General features: G+C 55.1%; 12 protein-coding genes. 7 read left to right on the forward strand and 5 right to left on the reverse strand.

Annotated elements, in window-relative coordinates; genetic code table 11:
- Positions 1–59: 59 nt before the first annotated feature.
- From nanA to nanQ, 5 genes are all read left to right on the forward strand, one after another.
- A complete protein-coding gene (gene nanA / locus LDB27_RS02480) occupies positions 60–953 on the forward strand; it encodes an N-acetylneuraminate lyase (RefSeq protein ID WP_001029667.1) in 894 nt (297 codons plus the stop codon).
- Positions 954–1068: 115 nt separating this feature from the next.
- Positions 1069–2559, forward strand: a complete 1491-nt coding sequence (nanT, locus tag LDB27_RS02485; protein ID WP_000108071.1) for a sialic acid transporter NanT — start codon at positions 1069–1071, stop codon at positions 2557–2559.
- Between the two features lie 46 nt (positions 2560–2605).
- Positions 2606–3295, forward strand: a complete 690-nt coding sequence (locus LDB27_RS02490) for an N-acetylmannosamine-6-phosphate 2-epimerase (protein WP_000054449.1) — start codon at positions 2606–2608, stop codon at positions 3293–3295.
- Positions 3292–4167, forward strand: a complete 876-nt coding sequence (gene nanK, locus LDB27_RS02495; protein WP_000208968.1) for an N-acetylmannosamine kinase — start codon at positions 3292–3294, stop codon at positions 4165–4167. The genes LDB27_RS02490 and nanK overlap by 4 nt, the downstream gene beginning before the upstream one ends.
- Positions 4164–4631 carry an N-acetylneuraminate anomerase gene (gene nanQ / locus LDB27_RS02500; RefSeq protein WP_000979901.1) on the forward strand — a complete coding sequence of 156 codons (468 nt, stop codon included), beginning with the start codon at positions 4164–4166 and terminating at the stop codon, positions 4629–4631. The genes nanK and nanQ overlap by 4 nt, the downstream gene beginning before the upstream one ends.
- A gap of 81 nt (positions 4632–4712) precedes the next feature.
- On the opposite strand, the gene LDB27_RS02505 is transcribed toward nanQ, so the two are convergent.
- The 5 genes from LDB27_RS02505 to gltB all read right to left on the reverse strand — a co-directional run bounded on the left by LDB27_RS02505 (position 4713) and on the right by gltB (position 14548).
- Positions 4713–5993, reverse strand: coding sequence for a cytosine deaminase (locus tag LDB27_RS02505; RefSeq protein WP_001180667.1), 1281 nt, complete (start codon positions 5991–5993; stop codon positions 4713–4715).
- The gene (gene codB, locus LDB27_RS02510; protein ID WP_001542969.1) at positions 5980–7233 is read right to left on the reverse strand and encodes a cytosine permease; all 1254 of its coding nucleotides are present in this window, start codon (positions 7231–7233) and stop codon (positions 5980–5982) included. The genes LDB27_RS02505 and codB overlap by 14 nt, the downstream gene beginning before the upstream one ends.
- 115 nt (positions 7234–7348) lie before the next feature.
- Positions 7349–8452, reverse strand: a complete 1104-nt coding sequence (locus LDB27_RS02515) for a PDDEXK nuclease domain-containing protein (protein ID WP_000184301.1) — start codon at positions 8450–8452, stop codon at positions 7349–7351.
- 207 nt (positions 8453–8659) lie between these two features.
- The gene (gene gltD / locus LDB27_RS02520) at positions 8660–10078 is read right to left on the reverse strand and encodes a glutamate synthase subunit GltD (protein ID WP_000081633.1); all 1419 of its coding nucleotides are present in this window, start codon (positions 10076–10078) and stop codon (positions 8660–8662) included.
- A 9-nt stretch (positions 10079–10087) separates the two neighbouring features.
- Complete coding sequence (gene gltB / locus LDB27_RS02525) at positions 10088–14548, reverse strand: glutamate synthase large subunit (RefSeq protein WP_000965011.1); 4461 nt, start codon at positions 14546–14548, stop codon at positions 10088–10090.
- A 671-nt stretch (positions 14549–15219) separates the two neighbouring features.
- Between gltB and LDB27_RS02530 the strand changes: the two genes are divergently transcribed.
- Together LDB27_RS02530 and arcB are read left to right on the forward strand one after the other, a co-directional pair.
- The gene (locus LDB27_RS02530) at positions 15220–16149 is read left to right on the forward strand and encodes a TIGR01212 family radical SAM protein (RefSeq protein ID WP_001176881.1); all 930 of its coding nucleotides are present in this window, start codon (positions 15220–15222) and stop codon (positions 16147–16149) included.
- A gap of 93 nt (positions 16150–16242) precedes the next feature.
- Positions 16243–18579, forward strand: coding sequence for an aerobic respiration two-component sensor histidine kinase ArcB (arcB, locus tag LDB27_RS02535; protein WP_000809807.1), 2337 nt, complete (start codon positions 16243–16245; stop codon positions 18577–18579).
- The last annotated feature ends 191 nt before the right edge of the window (positions 18580–18770 follow it).

Genomic DNA, 18770 nt, shown 5'->3' on the forward strand with positions numbered 1-18770 from the left:
TCTGGTATAACAGGTATAAAGGTAGGTAGTTAATATATTCATCATCCGTAGAGGTAGGTATGGCAAAAGCATTGCAAGGCGTAATGGCGGCGTTGTTGACCCCATTTGATCATCAGCAGCAACTGGATAGCGAAAGCCTGCGCCGTCTGGTGCGTTTTAACATCGGGCAGGGTATCGACGGGCTGTACGTTGGCGGTTCCACCGGGGAAGCATTCGTACAGAGCCTTGCTGAAAGAGAGCAGGTACTGGAGATTGTCGCCGAAGAGGCGAAGGGAAAAATCACGTTGATCGCCCATGTCGGGACGGTAAGCACCGCAGAAAGCCAGCAGCTTGCCAGCGCCGCAAAGCGTTACGGTTTTGATGCGGTCTCTGCGGTGACGCCTTTTTATTACCCTTTCAGTTTTGAAGAGCACTGTGACCATTATCGGGCAATCATTGATTCCGCAGATGGATTGCCGATGGTGGTATACAACATTCCGGCGTTAAGCGGCGTAAAACTTACCCTCGATCAGATCAATACGCTGGTGACATTACCGGGCGTGAGCGCGCTGAAGCAAACCTCCGGCGATCTCTTCCAGATGGAGCAGATCCGCCGCGCACATCCGGATCTGGTGCTGTACAACGGTTATGACGAAATCTTCGCTTCCGGTCTGCTGGCGGGCGCGGACGGCGGTATCGGCAGCACATACAACATTATGGGCTGGCGTTATCAGGGGATTGTGCAGGCATTACGTGAGGGCGATGTGGCGAAAGCGCAGCGTCTGCAAACCGAGTGCAATAAGGTTATTGATTTACTGATTAAAACCGGCGTATTCCGCGGCCTGAAAACGGTCCTGCATTATATGGACGTGGTATCGGTGCCGCTGTGTCGTAAACCGTTCGCGCCTGTTGATGAAAAATACCTGCCGGCGCTCAAGGCGCTGGCTCAACAACTAATGGAAGAAAAGGCGTAACAGCATAATGCCGGGGGCGCTACGCTTGCCCGGCCTACAACAGTGTGAGCGGTAGGCCGGATAAGGCGGAGCCGCCATTCGGCATAACGACAACAAAAATCGTCGGGAGAGTAAAATGAGTACTTCTACCCAGAACATCCCGTGGTATCGCCATCTCAACCGGGCGCAGTGGCGGGCATTTTCCGCTGCCTGGCTGGGATATCTGCTTGATGGTTTTGATTTTGTGTTGATTGCTCTTGTACTGACTGAGGTACAAAGCGAATTTGGGCTGACGACAGTACAGGCGGCAAGCCTGATTTCTGCGGCTTTTATCTCTCGCTGGTTCGGCGGGTTATTACTGGGCGCGATGGGCGATCGCTATGGGCGTCGTCTGGCGATGGTCAGCAGCATCATCCTGTTTTCAGTGGGAACCCTGGCCTGCGGGTTTGCGCCCGGTTACACCACCATGTTCATCGCCCGACTGGTGATTGGTATGGGCATGGCGGGCGAATATGGTTCCAGCGCGACCTATGTGATTGAAAGCTGGCCAAAACATTTACGCAATAAAGCCAGCGGTTTTCTGATTTCCGGCTTCTCCGTCGGCGCGGTCGTTGCCGCGCAGGTGTACAGCCTGGTGGTGCCTGTCTGGGGCTGGCGCGCGCTGTTTTTCATTGGCATTTTGCCAATTATCTTCGCCCTCTGGCTGCGGAAAAACATTCCGGAAGCGGAAGACTGGAAAGAGAAACACGCGGGTAAAGCGCCGGTACGTACGATGGTCGACATTCTTTATCGGGGCGAACATCGCATCATCAACATTTTAATGACTTTCGCCGCCGCCGCTGCGCTGTGGTTCTGTTTTGCCGGTAACCTACAAAATGCTGCGATTGTGGCGGGGCTGGGACTACTGTGCGCGGTTATCTTTATCAGCTTTATGGTGCAGAGCAGCGGTAAACGCTGGCCCACTGGCGTCATGCTGATGCTGGTGGTACTGTTTGCTTTCCTCTATTCCTGGCCGATTCAGGCGCTATTACCTACTTATCTGAAAACCGAGCTGGCCTACGATCCGCATACGGTGGCGAATGTCCTGTTCTTTAGCGGATTTGGCGCGGCGGTTGGTTGCTGCGTAGGCGGTTTTCTTGGCGACTGGCTGGGAACGCGTAAAGCCTATGTCTGTAGCCTGCTGGCCTCGCAAATCCTCATTATTCCGGTCTTTGCGATTGGCGGCACAAACGTCTGGGTTCTGGGTCTGCTACTGTTTTTCCAACAGATGTTGGGGCAGGGGATTGCCGGGATTCTGCCGAAACTGATCGGCGGTTACTTCGATACCGATCAGCGCGCGGCGGGGCTGGGCTTTACTTATAACGTCGGCGCGCTCGGCGGCGCGCTGGCGCCGATCCTGGGAGCGCTGATCGCTCAACGTCTGGATCTGGGCACTGCGCTAGCATCGCTCTCTTTCAGCCTGACGTTTGTCGTGATCCTGCTTATTGGGCTTGATATGCCGTCTCGCGTACAGCGTTGGCTACGTCCGGAAGCGTTACGTACCCACGATGCTATCGACGACAAACCGTTCAGCGGAGCCGTACCGCTTGGCAGTGGTAAAGGTGCCTTTGTAAAAACGAAAAGTTAATCCGCTTGCCCGGTTTTCAACCGGGCAATATTTGTAAGGGAGTAGTATGTCGTTACTTGAACAACTGGATAAAAATATTGCCGCTTCTGGCGGCCTGATTGTCTCCTGCCAGCCCGTTCCGGGCAGTCCGCTGGATAAGCCGGAGATTGTAGCGGCAATGGCGTTGGCGGCGGAACAGGCGGGCGCGGTTGCGGTGCGTATTGAAGGCATAGACAACCTGCGCGTGGCCCGCTCGCTCGTTTCGGTACCCATTATCGGCATTATCAAACGCGACCTGGATGAGTCTCCAGTGCGCATTACCCCTTTTCTCGACGATGTAGATGCGCTGGCGCAGGCCGGCGCAAATATTATCGCCGTTGATGGAACCGCTCGGCAACGGCCGGTAGCCGTTGAGGCGTTGTTGACGCGCATTCATCACCACCATCTACTGGCGATGGCCGACTGCTCATCCGTGGACGATGGTCTCGCCTGCCAACGGTTGGGCGCGGACATTATCGGCACGACGATGTCCGGCTACACCACCCCCGATACGCCGGAGGAACCCGATCTGCCCTTAGTCAAAGCGTTGCATGACGCCGGATGCCGGGTAATAGCCGAAGGGCGCTATAACTCGCCAGCACTGGCGGCGGAGGCGATCCGTTATGGCGCATGGGCGGTGACGGTGGGGTCCGCCATTACCCGTCTGGAACATATCTGTGGATGGTATAACGACGCATTAAAAAAGGCGGCGTCATGACTACGTTAGCAATCGATATTGGCGGTACTAAACTTGCCGCCGCGCTCATCGACAAAAACTTGCGCATTAGCCAGCGTCGCGAGCTGCCGACCCCCGCAAGCAAAACGCCGGATGCGTTACGTGAAGCATTAAAGGCGCTGGTTGAACCACTACGGGCAGAGGCGCGTCAGGTAGCGATAGCTTCTACCGGGATCATTCAGGAAGGGATGCTGCTGGCGCTAAACCCCCATAATCTGGGCGGCTTGCTACACTTTCCGTTAGTACAAACACTGGAAACGATAGCAGGCCTGCCGACGCTGGCGGTGAACGACGCGCAGGCGGCGGCCTGGGCGGAGTATCACGCGCTCCCTGATGATATTCGCGATATGGTATTTATCACCGTTTCAACCGGCGTTGGCGGCGGCGTTGTCTGCGACGGCAAGCTCCTTACCGGAAAAGGCGGTCTGGCCGGGCACCTGGGACACACCCTGGCGGACCCACACGGGCCCGTATGCGGCTGTGGACGCGTTGGCTGCGTAGAGGCCATCGCCTCCGGACGAGGGATGGCCGCGGCGGCGCGGGACGATCTGGCGGGATGCGACGCCAAAACCCTATTTATTCGCGCTGGCGAAGGTCATCAGCAGGCGCAACATCTGGTAAGCCAATCCGCGCAGGTAATAGCGCGAATGATCGCCGATGTGAAAGCGATTACCGACTGCCAGTGTGTGGTCATTGGCGGCAGCGTAGGGTTAGCTGAGGGATACCTGGAGCAGGTTCGCGCTTTTTTGATGCAAGAGCCTGCGCCTTATCACGTGGCGCTGAGCGCCGCTCGCTATCGGCATGACGCAGGATTATTAGGCGCTGCTTTGTTAGCTCAAGGAGACACATTATGATGATGGGGGAAGTACAGTCGTTGCCTTCTTGCGGGTTGCATCCGCGACTGCTGGATGCCTTGACTCTCGCGCTGGCGGCAAGGCCGCAGGAGAAAGCGCCGGGGCGCTATGAATTGCAGGGCGACAATATCTTTATGAATGTAATGCAGTTAACGACGCAAATGCCGGCCGAGAAGAAAGCGGAATTGCATGAACAATACATTGATATTCAGCTACTACTAACCGGCGTCGAGCGTATTGCGTTTGGGATGTCCGGTGCCGCTCGCCAGTGCGAGGAGATGCACGTTGAAGAGGATTACCAGCTTTGTAGTCAAATTGTCGACGAGCAGACTATTACGCTGCAAGCGGGGATGTTTGCTGTGTTTATGCCGGGAGAACCGCATAAACCGGGATGTGCAGTGGGTGAGCCGGATGACATCAAGAAAGTGGTAGTGAAAGTACGCGCCAGTCTGCTGGCGGCCTGAATCTCTTGCCGGAGCAGTCTTCCGAACGCAGCCCCTTACGGGCTGCGTGGTGAATGTGCCGGAGAGCGCGGGTATGACGGGTTAACGCTTAAACGTCACGGCTTCCGGCTGGGGCAGGTGCAGCGTCGTCTGGCTCGGCACCGTCTCGGCAATTACCCGCCCGTGGCGAATCGAGTAACGGGCAGGCGTCTGGCGACGTACCGCATCGAATCCATTCTCAGCGGGTAAGATAACCAGATTCGCGGCATTGCCGACGCTCAGACTGTAGTCCTGTAAATGCAGGGTTTTTGCGCTGTGGGTAGTGATCAGATTTAACCCATCGTTGATTTGCCCATACCCCATCAACTGGCAAACGTGTAACCCCATATGCAGCACCTGCAGCATATTTGCCGTGCCTAATGGATACCACGGATCGAAGACGTCATCATGGCCAAAGCAGACGTTGATCCCCGCTTCCAGCATCTCTTTCACCCGCGTGACGCCACGACGTTTCGGGTAAGTGTCAAACCGCCCTTGCAGATGAATATTCACCAGCGGGTTGGCGACGAAGTTAATCCCCGACATTTTCAACAGGCGGAACAGGCGTGACGCATACGCGCCGTTGTACGAGTGCATAGCCGTGGTGTGGCTGGCGGTCACGCGCGCCCCCATGCCATCACGATGCGCCAGCGCCGCGACCGTTTCGACAAAGCGAGACTGCTCGTCATCAATTTCGTCGCAGTGCACATCGATCAAGCGATCGTATTTCTGCGCCAGTGCAAAGATTTTGTGCAGCGATTCAACGCCATATTCGCGCGTGAACTCAAAGTGCGGAATGGCACCAATAACGTCAGCGCCCAAACGCACGGCTTCCTCTAACAGCGCTTCACCGTTGGGATAAGACAGAATACCTTCTTGCGGAAAGGCGACGATTTGTAGGTCTACCCACGGCGCAACCTCTTGCTTCACTTCCAGCATGGCTTTCAGCGCGGTGAGCGTAGGATCTGAAACGTCAACGTGAGTACGAACGTACTGGATGCCGTTAGCCATCTGCCATTTCAGGGTCTGCATCGCGCGCGCTTTCACATCTTCATGCGTGAGCATTGCTTTACGTTCTGCCCAGCGCTCAATCCCTTCAAACAGTGTGCCGGACTGGTTCCAGCTCGGTTCACCCGCCGTTTGCGTGGTATCCAGGTGGATATGTGGCTCAACAAACGGTGGAATAGCCAGACCGCCTTCGGCATCAAGCACTTCGCCCTGCGGTAACGATGCGGCTTCCTGAGGCTCAATCCGGCTAAAGCGCCCGTTTTCAATCGTAATCTGCCATAATCCTTCGTGTCCCTGCAGACGCGCCTGAAGAATGGTGATGTTATTGTTCTGCATGGCTGACCTCTGGTGATTTAGCAAGGCTGCGGTTGAAAAGTGGATTCAGCAGGATATAGCTGAAGACGCCGCCGAGTACGGCGTTGACGGGCACAATACCAGGAACATAATGTCCGGCGGCGATGCCCAGCGCGACGGAAAGAATAGCAATCCAGTTAACGGGAATAAAGCGCACGGTGTTGAAGTCGGCATAGCGGCGGCGGTTCAACAGATAGTCGGCAATAATCACTCCGCCAATCGGTGGGATGGCAGATGACAGGAACGTCAGCCAGCCGACAAAATTATTGTAAAGCCACAGCGCGCACACGGTACCGATAATCCCGTTCACCACCGACAGCGTGCGGCTGGAAAGACCGGTAATATTGGCGAAGCCCAGACCCGATGCGTACAGCGCGTTATCGTTGGTGGTCCAGATATTCAGGCCAAGCACCACAATCGCGGGCAGCAGCAGCCCCTGCGCTATCATCACGTCAGAGATATCCGCCTGACCGACGGCGGCAGCGCCTGCCGCGCCAAAGATAAACATCAGCGAGTTGCCGAGGAAAAAAGCGACCATCGCAATCAGTACGGCGCTTTTGGCATGACGCCCGAAGCGGACGAAGTCGGCGGTTAATGTACCGGCGCTGACAAACGAGCCCACCACCAGCGCCAGCGCGCTGGAAAAATCCAGCGGCGTCTGCGGCACTATCGTTTTTAAATGCTCCAGCCCACCCACGCCGCTGACCGCCAGCCAGACGGAGTAGCTGCCCAGAATCACGATCGCGGGTACGGCAATGATAGACAAAATGGTCAACGCCGAGATGCCGAAAAAAATGGTCAGGGTCATCAGCAGACCCGAAACGGCAATCAGAATATTGGCATCAATGCCCGTCGCTTTACTGACCGGAATAGCGAACATCGCTACGCCAACGCCAAACCAGCCTACCTGTGTGCCGCCAAGCAGCAAGGAGGGAAGCCATGAGCCTTTAACGCCAAAGGAGTAACGTGCAAGGAGGTGGGTGGAGAGTCCGGTTTTTGCGCCGATGTAACCAAGAAATGCAGTGTAGATACCGAGGAGGAGATTACCGAAGAGAACTGCGAGGAAGAAATCGTGATAGGTAAGACCGGTGCCGAGTGTCCCTCCGGTCCACATACTGGCGGAAAAAAACGTTAAACCCAACATGACAAACGTCAGTGGAATCACGCCCTTCCGCGCCGCCAGAGGGACGGGGCCCTGGCTATAATTGTTGTCCTGCGACACAACGCCTCCATGAATTTTGCCCAAAAAATCCGCCGCATAATATACAGTTCTCAGAATAAAGCAAACGTTTTCGTGTGATATTTTTTTGATAATCATTCATGTCATTAATGATTCGCTAGTTTTTCTCCGTTGTCAGTGAACCACCGCGTGTGAGTTGAGTTTCCAGCATGGTTTGCGAACGAATAAGTTCGTCTGTGAGTAATTTTTCGTCGGGCAACTGCACTTTGTACTCGCTCGCCATGATGGTGTTTGGCAGGCCAGTCAGCGCGTAATGCGCTTCCCCCGCGCCTTTCCCTGCGCACAAAACCAGGCCGACTGGCGGGTTTTCTCCGGGCATTGTCCAGTGCTCTTTGGCATAGTTCAGGTACATATTCATCTGCCCGGCATCCGCATAACCGAATTTGCCTACCTTCAGGTCAACGAGCAACAGGCAGCGCAAGCGACGATGGAAGAACAGCAGGTCGACGCGGAACCAGCTATCGTCTATGCGTAGTCGGCGTTGGCGGCCAACAAAAGCAAAATCGTCACCAAGCTCCAGCATAAAGTCCATCAGGTGGCTGAGCAGCGCGTCTTCGAGATCTGATTCGGAATACTCGTCCTTCAGGTTAAGAAATTCCAGAATGAACGGGTCGCGTATGGCTTGCTCCGGCAAAACGTTTGGCTCGGCGGGTGCAGGCTGCTGCAACATGGCGGATTTGTCGTGGGACAGTAGCGTTCGTTCGTAAAATTGAGTGGCGATTTGCCTGTCGAGCTGCCTAACTGACCAGCCGTTACGTAGCGTCTCTTTCTCGTAAAAAGTGCGGGCATCGTTATCTTTCACCGACAGCAGACGCACATAAGCTGACCAGGGAAGAGGGAATGTTTTGGCGAGCGGTATGAGATTTGAAGATTCCGCAGACAGTGTCTGCAGAATTTCAATGTGTTGAAAACAAAGATAAAATGTACGAATTTGCCATAGGTTTCTGGTGGAAAAACCGCGCTTATAGCGCTGACTTAAATCTACCGATAATCGTTCGATGAGCTGAGTGCCATAGGCCGCTCGCGCTTCTCCTCCCTGTTCAAATTCGACAATGCGTCGGCCAATTTCCCAGTAGGTTGCTGTCATAATGGCATTGATGCTGCGCACGGTCTCGGTACGTGCCGTATCGACCAGACGAATAATGCCGTCATGGATTTGCTGATATTCATCAGACTGTGGCGCTAAAGTTGGATTCGTCATGTCATCCCTTACGTGATAGTTTCATTATGAAATTAGAACGCTATCAATACGCTTCAGGCGTAAACGGATCAATCCATGAACGGATTTTACATGGCATTACATCTCGATTTACGAGCGGGTTTCCAGAATCGGCAGGAGAGATATTGAGGAGAGGAATATCGGCTCCCCAGCCATCAGCACAAGGCATCAACCGGGGAGCCGGAAGGGTTACACTTCGAGGTAGTTCATAATCCCGTCAGCCGCCTTACGGCCTTCGGCAATCGCCGTTACCACCAGATCGGAACCGCGCACGATGTCGCCACCGGCGAAGATTTTCGGGTTGCTGGTCTGGAAAGCATTATCGCTGCGTTCCGGCGCGATAATTCGTCCCTGCGAGTCCAGTTCCACGCTGTGTTTCGCCAGCCATTCCATGCTGTGTGGACGAAAACCAAACGCCATCACCACCGCATCAGCCGGAACCACATGCTCGGAACCGGCGACGATCTCCGCCCGCCGACGGCCTTTGGCATCCGGTTCGCCCATTTCAGTGCGCACCATTTTTACGCCGCTCACTTTGCCGTTGGCATTGACTTCAATGCCCAGCGGTTGAACGTTAAACTGAAATTCGACACCTTCCTCGCGCGCGTTCTTCACTTCGCGTCTGGAGCCCGGCATGTTCTCTTCATCACGACGATAAGCACAGGTTACGTGCGTTGCGCCCTGACGAATGGAGGTACGTACGCAGTCCATTGCGGTATCGCCGCCGCCCAGCACCACCACGCGTTTGCCTTCCATGCTGACATATGGTTCGTCGCTGGTTTCGCCAAACCCCATGATCTGCTTCGTATTGGCGATCAGGAACGGCAGAGCGTCGAATACGCCGTCCGCATTTTCATTTTCCAGCCCGCCGCGCATCGACTGATAGGTGCCGACGCCAAGGAATACCGCGTCGTACTCTTTCAACAGCTCGTCAAGTTCGACGTCGCGGCCCACTTCGGTATTAAGTTTGAACTCAATACCCATGCCGGTGAAGATCTCGCGACGGCGGGTCATCACCTCTTTTTCCAGTTTGAAAGCTGGAATACCGAAGGTCAGCAGGCCGCCGATTTCCGGATGGCGATCAAAGACCACCGCCTTCACGCCGTTGCGGGTCAGCACGTCGGCGCACGCCAGCCCTGCCGGACCTGCGCCGATAATCGCTACCCGTTTGTCCGTCTGGCGCACGCCGGTCATATCCGGGCGCCAGCCCATTTCGAACGCTTTATCGTTGATATAACGTTCGATGTTGCCGATGGTTACTGCGCCGAACTCGTCGTGCAGCGTACAGGAGCCTTCGCACAGGCGGTCCTGCGGGCAGACGCGGCCACACACTTCCGGCAGGGTGTTGGTCTGGTGCGATAGCTCAGCCGCCTCAAAAATACGCCCTTCGTTAGCCAGTTTCAGCCAGTTCGGGATGTAGTTATGTACCGGACATTTCCACTCGCAGTAGGGGTTCCCGCAGGACAAACAGCGATCCGCCTGGGCTTTCGCCTGACCTTCAGAAAACGGTTCGTAGATTTCAACAAACTCGATCTTACGGATCTTCAGCGGTTTCTTCGGCGGATCAACGCGCTGCAGGTCGATAAATTGATAAACATTCTGGCTCATTTCAATTCCTTACTGCGCCTGCACGCGCAATTCTGCCGCACTACGACTACGGTGGCCCAACAGGGCTTTGACATCGCTGGACTTGGGCTTCACTAACGCGAATTGGGTTGAGAAGCTTGACCACCTGGACAGGATCTCTTCGCCGCGTTGCGAACCAGTATGCTGCACGTGCTCGGTGATCAGGCCGCGCAGATGCTCTTCGTGGATAGCCAGCGAATCAACGTCCAGTACTTCTACCAGTTCCGGGTTCACGCGTTTACGGAATTCGCCATCTTCGTCCAGCACATAGGCGAAGCCGCCGGTCATCCCCGCGCCGAAGTTAACGCCGGTTTTACCCAGCACGCAGACGATGCCGCCGGTCATGTATTCACAGCCGTTGTCGCCGATGCCCTCTACTACGGTAATCGCCCCGGAGTTACGCACGCCGAAACGTTCGCCCGCGCGGCCCGCCGCGTACAGACGGCCACCGGTCGCTCCATACAGGCAGGTGTTGCCGATAATGCTGGCCTTATGACTGAGGAAGGCGGAACCTACCGGCGGTCTGATGGCGATCAAACCGCCTGCCATACCTTTACCGACATAGTCGTTGGCATCGCCAGTCAGATATAACTCCACGCCGCCCGCGTTCCACACGCCAAAGCTCTGGCCTGCGGTACCGCTGAAGTGCGCTTTAATCGGATCGGAAGCCAGCCCCTGATCGCCGTGGGTCTGTGCGATGTAGCCGGAAAGCGACGCGCCGACGGAACGATCGGTGTTGCGGATGTCGAACCAGAAGGTTTTGCTCTGGCGCGCATCGACAAACGGCTTCGCCTGCTGCAACAGTTGCGCATTCAGCACACCGTTATCAAACGGCGGGTTATTCTCGGTGCAGTACAGCGCTTTACCCGGATGAGGTTCAGCGGTTTCCAGTAGACGAGACAGCGCCAGCTTCTGCTGTTTCGCCGTAAAGCCCTCCAGCTCTTTCAGCAGGTCGGTGCGGCCAATCAAATCCACCAGGCGGGTCACGCCAAGCGAAGCCATCAGCTCGCGCACTTCGCGGGCGATAAATTCAAAGTAGTTGGTCACTTTGAACGGCAGGCCGTGATAGTGGTTCTTACGCAGTTTTTCATCCTGCGTCGCTACGCCGGTTGCGCAGTTATTCAGGTGGCAGATACGCAGATATTTACAGCCCAGCGCCACCATCGGGCCGGTGCCGAAGCCGAAACTTTCCGCACCGAGAATCGCCGCTTTAATGATGTCGACGCCGGTTTTCAGACCGCCGTCCACCTGCAGACGAATCTTGTGACGCAGACCGTTGGCGACCAGCGCCTGCTGGGTTTCAACAAGTCCGAGTTCCCACGGGCAGCCAGCGTATTTCACCGAAGAGAGCGGGCTGGCGCCAGTACCGCCGTCGTAACCGGCGATAGTAATCAGATCCGCATAGGCTTTCGCCACGCCGGTTGCGATGGTGCCAACGCCCGGTTCGGACACCAGCTTCACGGAGATCATCGCCTTCGGGTTGACCTGCTTGAGGTCGAAAATGAGCTGCGCTAAGTCCTCGATAGAGTAGATATCGTGGTGCGGCGGCGGGGAGATCAGCGTCACGCCCGGCACTGAATAACGCAGTTTAGCGATATACGGAGTGACTTTATCCCCCGGCAACTGACCGCCTTCGCCCGGTTTCGCGCCCTGCGCGACTTTAATCTGGATCACATCGGCATTGACCAGGTAGGCCGGCGTCACGCCAAAGCGACCAGAGGCCACCTGTTTGATACGCGACACTTTATTGGTGCCGTAGCGCGCAGGGTCTTCACCGCCTTCGCCGGAGTTGGAGTTGCCGCCGAGGCTGTTCATCGCTTCCGCCAGCGCTTCGTGCGCTTCCGGACTTAATGCGCCGATAGACATGGCTGCGGTATCAAAGCGTTTAAACAGCTCACTGGCGGGCTCAACCTCGTCGATAGTCACCGCCTCGCCGTCTGGATGTATCGCCAGCAGATCGCGCAGCGTTGCCGCCGGACGCTCATTGACCAGTTTGGCGTATTCCTGATAATCACTGTACTCGCCGCTCTGTACCGCCTGTTGCAGGGTACGCACGACATCCGGGTTATAGGCGTGATATTCGCCGCCGTGGACGTACTTCAACAGGCCGCCAGGGCTAATGGGTTTGCGCGCCAGCCAGGCGCGTTTGGAGAGATTCAGCAGATCCTGCTGGAAGTCATCAAAGCTCGCGCCGCCGATACGGCTGACCACGCCCTGGAAGCACAGGTTTACCACATCATCGTGCAGTCCGACCGCTTCAAACAGTTTGGAGCAGCGGTAAGAGGCAATGGTCGAAATGCCCATTTTGGACATAATCTTGTACAGCCCCTTGTTGATGCCGTTGCGGTAGTTCTGCATCACGGTACGGTAGTTTTTAGCGATGGCCTGGGTATCAATCAGACGCCCCAGCGTTTCGTAGGCCAGGTACGGATAGATGGCCGTTGCGCCAAAGCCGAGCAGTACCGCAAAGTGATGCGGATCGCGGGCGCTTCCGGTTTCTACGATGATGTTGGCGTCGCAGCGCAGGCTTTGTTCCACCAGACGCGTTTGCACCGCGCCCACCGCCATCGGCGCGGGGACCGGCAGGCGATTCTTACCGATATTGCGATCCGAGAGGACCAGCAGCACGGTGCCGTTACGCACCATCTGTTCCGCTTTATCGCACAGCGCCTTAACCGTCGCGTCCAGTGTGGTTTCGGTGATATCAAAGGTAATATCAAGCCAGTCGGCGCGGTAGTGATGCTCGCTCATGGTGGTGAGCTGTTTGAAATCGGAGTACAGCAGAATTGGCGATTTAAAACTCAGGCGATGGGCCTGACCTTCCGCTTCGCAGAAGACGTTCATTTCGCGACCGATGCTGGTGGCGAGCGACATGACGTGCGCTTCACGCAGCGGGTCGATAGGCGGGTTAGTGACCTGCGCGAACTGCTGGCGGAAGTAGTCGTAAATAATACGCGGCTGGCTGGAGAGCACGGCAAAGGGGGTATCGTCGCCCATTGAGCCGACGGCTTCCTGGCCGTTTTCGCCCAACACGCGGATAACCGAGTCCAGCTCTTCGGCGCTGTAGTTAAACTGTTTCTGATAGCTGGCGAGCAGGTCATCGTCCAGTTCGCGGCTACCGACTTCTTCATCAGGCAGCTCTTCAAACGGCACCAGACGGCGAACATTCTTTTCCATCCACGCTTTATACGGATGGCGGCTTTTCAGATCGTCATCGGTTTCCGCGGAATGCAGAATACGTCCGCCGCGGGTGTCGATCACCATCAGCTCGCCTGGACCGACGCGGCCTTTCTCGACCACTTCATCCGGCTGATAGTCCCAGATACCGACTTCGGAGGCGCAGGTGATCAGCTTGTCTTTGGTAATGACATAGCGTGCCGGGCGCAGGCCGTTACGGTCAAGGTTACAGGCGGCGAAGCGCCCGTCGGACATCACGATGCCTGCCGGACCGTCCCACGGCTCCATATGCATGGAGTTAAAGTCAAAGAAGGCGCGCAGATCCTGGTCCATATCGGGGTTGTTCTGCCAGGCGGGCGGCACCAACAGGCGCATGGCGCGGATAATGTCCATCCCGCCTGCCAGCAGCAGTTCCAGCATGTTGTCCAGCGAGCTGGAATCCGAACCGGTTTCGTTAACAAACGGCGCAGCGGACTGTAAATCCGGGATCAGCGGCGTCTGGAATTTATAGGTACGGGCGCGCGCCCACTGGCGGTTGCCAGTGATAGTGTTAATCTCGCCGTTATGCGCCAGGTAGCGGAACGGCTGCGCCAGCGGCCAACGCGGCACGGTGTTAGTGGAAAAGCGCTGGTGGAACAGACAGATGGCCGATTCCAGACGCAGATCCGCAAGATCCAGGTAGAAGCGCGGCAGATCCGCCGGCATACACAGACCTTTATAAATGTTGACCAGGTTCGACAGGCTGCATACGTAGAAATCTTTGTCGTCCTGCAGGCGTTTTTCAATGCGTCGGCGGGCGATAAACAGACGGCGCTCCATATCACGCGGACGCCAGCCTGCCGGAGCGTTGACAAAAATCTGCTCAATACGCGGCAGAGAGGAGAGGGCGATTTCACCGAGCACGCCTTCATTGGTTGGCACATCGCGCCAGCCGACAATCGACAGGGTTTCCTGCTGTAATTCTTCTTCGACAATATGGCGTGACGCGGCGGCCAGTTCAGGATCTTTATTCAAAAAGATCATCCCGACGGCGTAGTTTTTGGCTAAGCGCCAGCCGCGCTCTTCGGCCACGATGCGAAAGAAACGGTCAGGTTTTTGTAACAGCAAGCCGCAACCGTCGCCGGTTTTACCGTCGGCAAGGATCGCGCCACGGTGCTGCATCCGGGCCAGCGCGTGTATGGCGGTACGCACTACCTTGTGGCTAGGTTCGCCTTCTATGTGGGCGATCAGGCCGAAACCACAGTTATCCTTCTCAAGGGATTTATCGTACAACATATCAGTGAACCTCCCCAGGCTCTACGGGACGCTCTCTCAACCGACGGCGCGCGGGCACAGCAAGAGCATGGCGACGGGGCTGGCGCATCATACGCTTACCTCGCATTCGCCCTCTTTGTGTCCTTTGCGCATTGGTAAATACGGTTAAGAGGGAATCTCAATTACTGCATAAATATGATGAGCAGACGGCTCATCCAGAAAGCTTCCAGCGGATCCCCAACTTATCGGGAATCCACACCCAGGTCAAATGGCAAACTGATTTATGCAAAAGTGTGCTGTAGCACAGATAACTTTTTGAATCTGTTGAAATTAAAAGGTTTTTTATAGAGTGGCTGCTAATACGGAGCGGCAGAAAGCCTGTGATCTGTCTCACTATAAGAGCCGCTCGCCAGACGTTATCTGACCTTGCTTTTTCAAAAATCTTGGCATTTTATGCTGTTTTAAGCGTGAGCAGTATTGAATGCTACTGTTTTTATCGATGACCCAGCAAACGCTGAAAAAAGAGGGGAATATCAGGAAAAATCATCAGCGGGATTATGAATGAAATATCGTTTATTTTGCTTGATTATGCAATGGATAAAAGCCTTCCGGGACGATTGATCCAGGTCATCGCCAAAGGAGACTAAAAATGGCAGGCTTTGGCCTCTTTTTAAGAGGCGGTCTATCAGATTATGCAGTTACAGAAATTAGTCAATATGTTTGGTGGGGATCTTTTACGTCGGTATGGGCAAAAGGTTCATAAGCTGACGCTTCATGGCGGTTTTAGCTGCCCTAATCGCGACGGTACCATCGGGCGTGGCGGTTGCACCTTCTGTAATGTCGCCTCTTTTGCCGATGAGGCGCAGCAGCATCATTCCATTGCCGAGCAGCTTGCGCATCAGGCGCATCTGGTGAACCGCGCTAAACGCTATCTGGCCTATTTCCAGGCCTACACCAGCACCTTTGCGGAAGTGCAGGTGCTGCGTTCCATGTATCAACAGGCGGTCAGCCAGGCCAGTATCGTCGGGTTATGTGTCGGTACGCGTCCGGATTGCGTCCCGCAGGCAGTAGTAGATTTACTGTGTGAATATAAAGATCAAGGCTACGAGGTGTGGCTGGAACTGGGATTGCAAACCGCGCACGATAAAACCCTGCACCGAATTAACCGCGGGCATGACTTCGCCTGCTATCAGCGTACCACCCGGATTGCCCGGGAGCGCGGGCTGAAAGTGTGCGCGCATCTGATTGTGGGGCTGCCGGGAGAAGGGCAGGCAGAATGCCTGCAAACCATGGAGCGTGTGGTGGAGACGGGCGTAGACGGTATTAAACTGCATCCGCTACATATTGTGAAAGGCAGTACGATGGCCAAAGCCTGGGAAGCGGGGCGGCTGAACGGCATCGAACTGGAAGACTACACGCTAACGGCAGGTGAGATGATTCGTCATACGCCGCCGGAGATAATTTATCACCGGATTTCAGCCAGCGCTCGCCGTCCGACGCTGCTTGCCCCGCTGTGGTGTGAGAATCGCTGGACGGGGATGGTTGAGCTGGACAAATACCTGAATGAGCATGGCGTACAGGGCTCTGCGCTGGCCCGTCCCTGGATACCACCTGTAGCGTAGCGTGATGAGGGGCGCTACGCATATTTCGCACAATATTCAACGCGGTTCCCATAATTGGGTATTATGTGCGAAGTTGTGGTGAAGGAATCCTCTATGAAGCAAATTCGTATGCTGGCGCAATACTATGTCGACCTGATGATGAAATTGGGTCTGGTGCGCTTTTCCATGCTCCTGGCGTTGGCATTGGTGGTGCTGGCGATTGTCGTGCAGATGGCGGTGACCATGGTGCTGCATGGTCAGGTTGAAAGTATCGACGTCATTCGCTCCATCTTTTTTGGCCTGTTAATTACGCCCTGGGCGGTCTATTTCTTATCCGTTGTTGTTGAACAACTGGAAGAGTCAAGGCAGCGACTGTCGCGTCTGGTGCAAAAGCTGGAGGAGATGCGCGAGCGCGATCTCAAGCTTAACGTACAGTTGAAGGACAATATTGCCCAGCTTAATCAGGAAATTGCCGATCGCGAAAAAGCGGAAGCGGAGCTGCATGAGACATTTGAACAGCTAAAAGTAGAAATTAAAGAGCGTGAAGAAGCGCAAATCCAGCTAGAACAGCAATCCTCTTTTCTGCGCTCCTTTCTGGACGCCTCGCCGGATTTGGTTTTTTATCGTAATGAGGATAAAGAATTTTCCGGCTGTAACCGCGCAATGGAATTGCTAACCGGCAAGAGCGAAAAACAGCTGGTGCATTTGAAGCCGGAAGATGTGTACTCTCCCGAAGCGGCGGAGAAAGTCATTGAAACCGATGAAAAAGTATTCCGCCATAACGTCTCCCTGACCTACGAACAGTGGCTGGATTACCCGGACGGACGAAAAGCCTGCTTTGAAATTCGTAAAGTGCCTTATTACGACCGTGTCGGTAAACGTCATGGCCTGATGGGATTTGGTCGTGATATTACCGAACGTAAGCGTTATCAGGACGCGCTGGAACGCGCCAGCCGCGACAAGACCACGTTTATCTCTACCATCAGTCATGAGCTGCGCACCCCGCTTAACGGCATCGTCGGTTTAAGCCGCATCCTGCTGGATACCGATCTCACCGCCGAACAGGAAAAATACCTTAAAACAATCCATGTCTCCGCCGTGACGTTAGGCAATATTTTCAATGACATCATTGATATGGATAAGATGGAGCGGCGTAAGGTTCAGCTTGATAACCAACCGGTTGATTTCACCAGCTTTATGGCCGATCTGGAAAACCTTTCCGGTTTGCAGGCGCAGCAAAAAGGGCTACGTTTTGTGCTTGAGCCGACGCTGCCGCTGCCGCACAAAGTCATTACCGACGGAACGCGTCTGCGCCAGATTTTATGGAATTTGATCAGCAATGCGGTGAAGTTTACTCAGCAGGGCCAGGTGACGGTGCGGGCGCGCTATGATGAAGGCGACATGCTGCACTTTGAAGTGGAAGATTCCGGGATCGGCATTCCGCAGGATGAGCAGGATAAAATTTTCGCCATGTATTATCAGGTGAAAGACAGTCATGGCGGTAAGCCGGCGACGGGTACCGGTATCGGGCTGGCGGTCTCCCGTCGGCTGGCGAAAAATATGGGCGGCGATATTACCGTCTCCAGTCTGCCGGGCAAAGGATCGACCTTTACGCTAACGGTTCATGCGCCAGCGGTGGCGGAAGAGGTGGAGGACGCCTTTGATGAAGACGACATGCCGCTGCCCGCGCTGCATGTTCTGCTGGTCGAAGATATTGAACTGAACGTGATCGTAGCGCGTTCGGTACTGGAAAAACTGGGGAACAGCGTGGATGTCGCGATGACCGGCAAGGCGGCGCTGGAGATGTTCGCGCCGGGCGAATATGACCTGGTCTTACTGGATATTCAGCTACCGGATATGACGGGTCTGGATATCGCCAGAGAACTGACCCGTCGCCACACGCGGGAAGATTTACCGCCGCTGGTAGCGCTTACGGCTAACGTTCTGAAAGATAAAAAAGAGTATCTGGACGCTGGTATGGACGATGTGCTGAGTAAGCCGCTGTCGGTGCCGGCCTTAACCGCGATGATTAAAAAATTCTGGGATGCCACCGATAAAGAGGAGAGTACCGTGACGCCTGAAGAGAGCGATAAAGCGCAAGCGCTGCTGGATATCCCGATGCTGGAACAATACATCGAGTTGGTTGGGCCTAAATTGATCACCGACGGTCTCGCGGTGTTTGAAAAAATGATGCCTGGCTATTTAAGCGTGCTGGAGTCCAATCTGACGGCGCGTGACAAAAAAGGCGTCGTTGAGGAAGGGCATAAGATTAAAGGCGCCGCCGGTTCGGTAGGGCTGCGTCATCTGCAACAACTTGGCCAGCAAATCCAGTCGCCGGATCTTCCCGCCTGGGAAGATAATGTCGCGGAATGGATTGAAGAGATGAAGCAGGAGTGGCAGCACGATGTCGCGGTGCTGAAAGCCTGGGTGGCAAACGCGGAAAAAAAATGACCCCGGTTTGACCGGGGTGCGCGAATACTGCGCCAACACCAGGGAAATCGTGGCTGCGCCGTGCTTATTATGATGATGTCAAAGGCGCAGTCCTGTTTTCAGGCCGCACGCAGTTAAGATAGCAAATCCTAAATGATTTGTTACATGAATCATTTAAATGTGTGAAGCGTAGCATTTTAATCAAAATTATT

This window comes from Salmonella sp. JXY0409-18 (assembly GCF_020268625.1).
Taxonomy (GTDB): domain Bacteria; phylum Pseudomonadota; class Gammaproteobacteria; order Enterobacterales; family Enterobacteriaceae; genus Salmonella; species Salmonella enterica.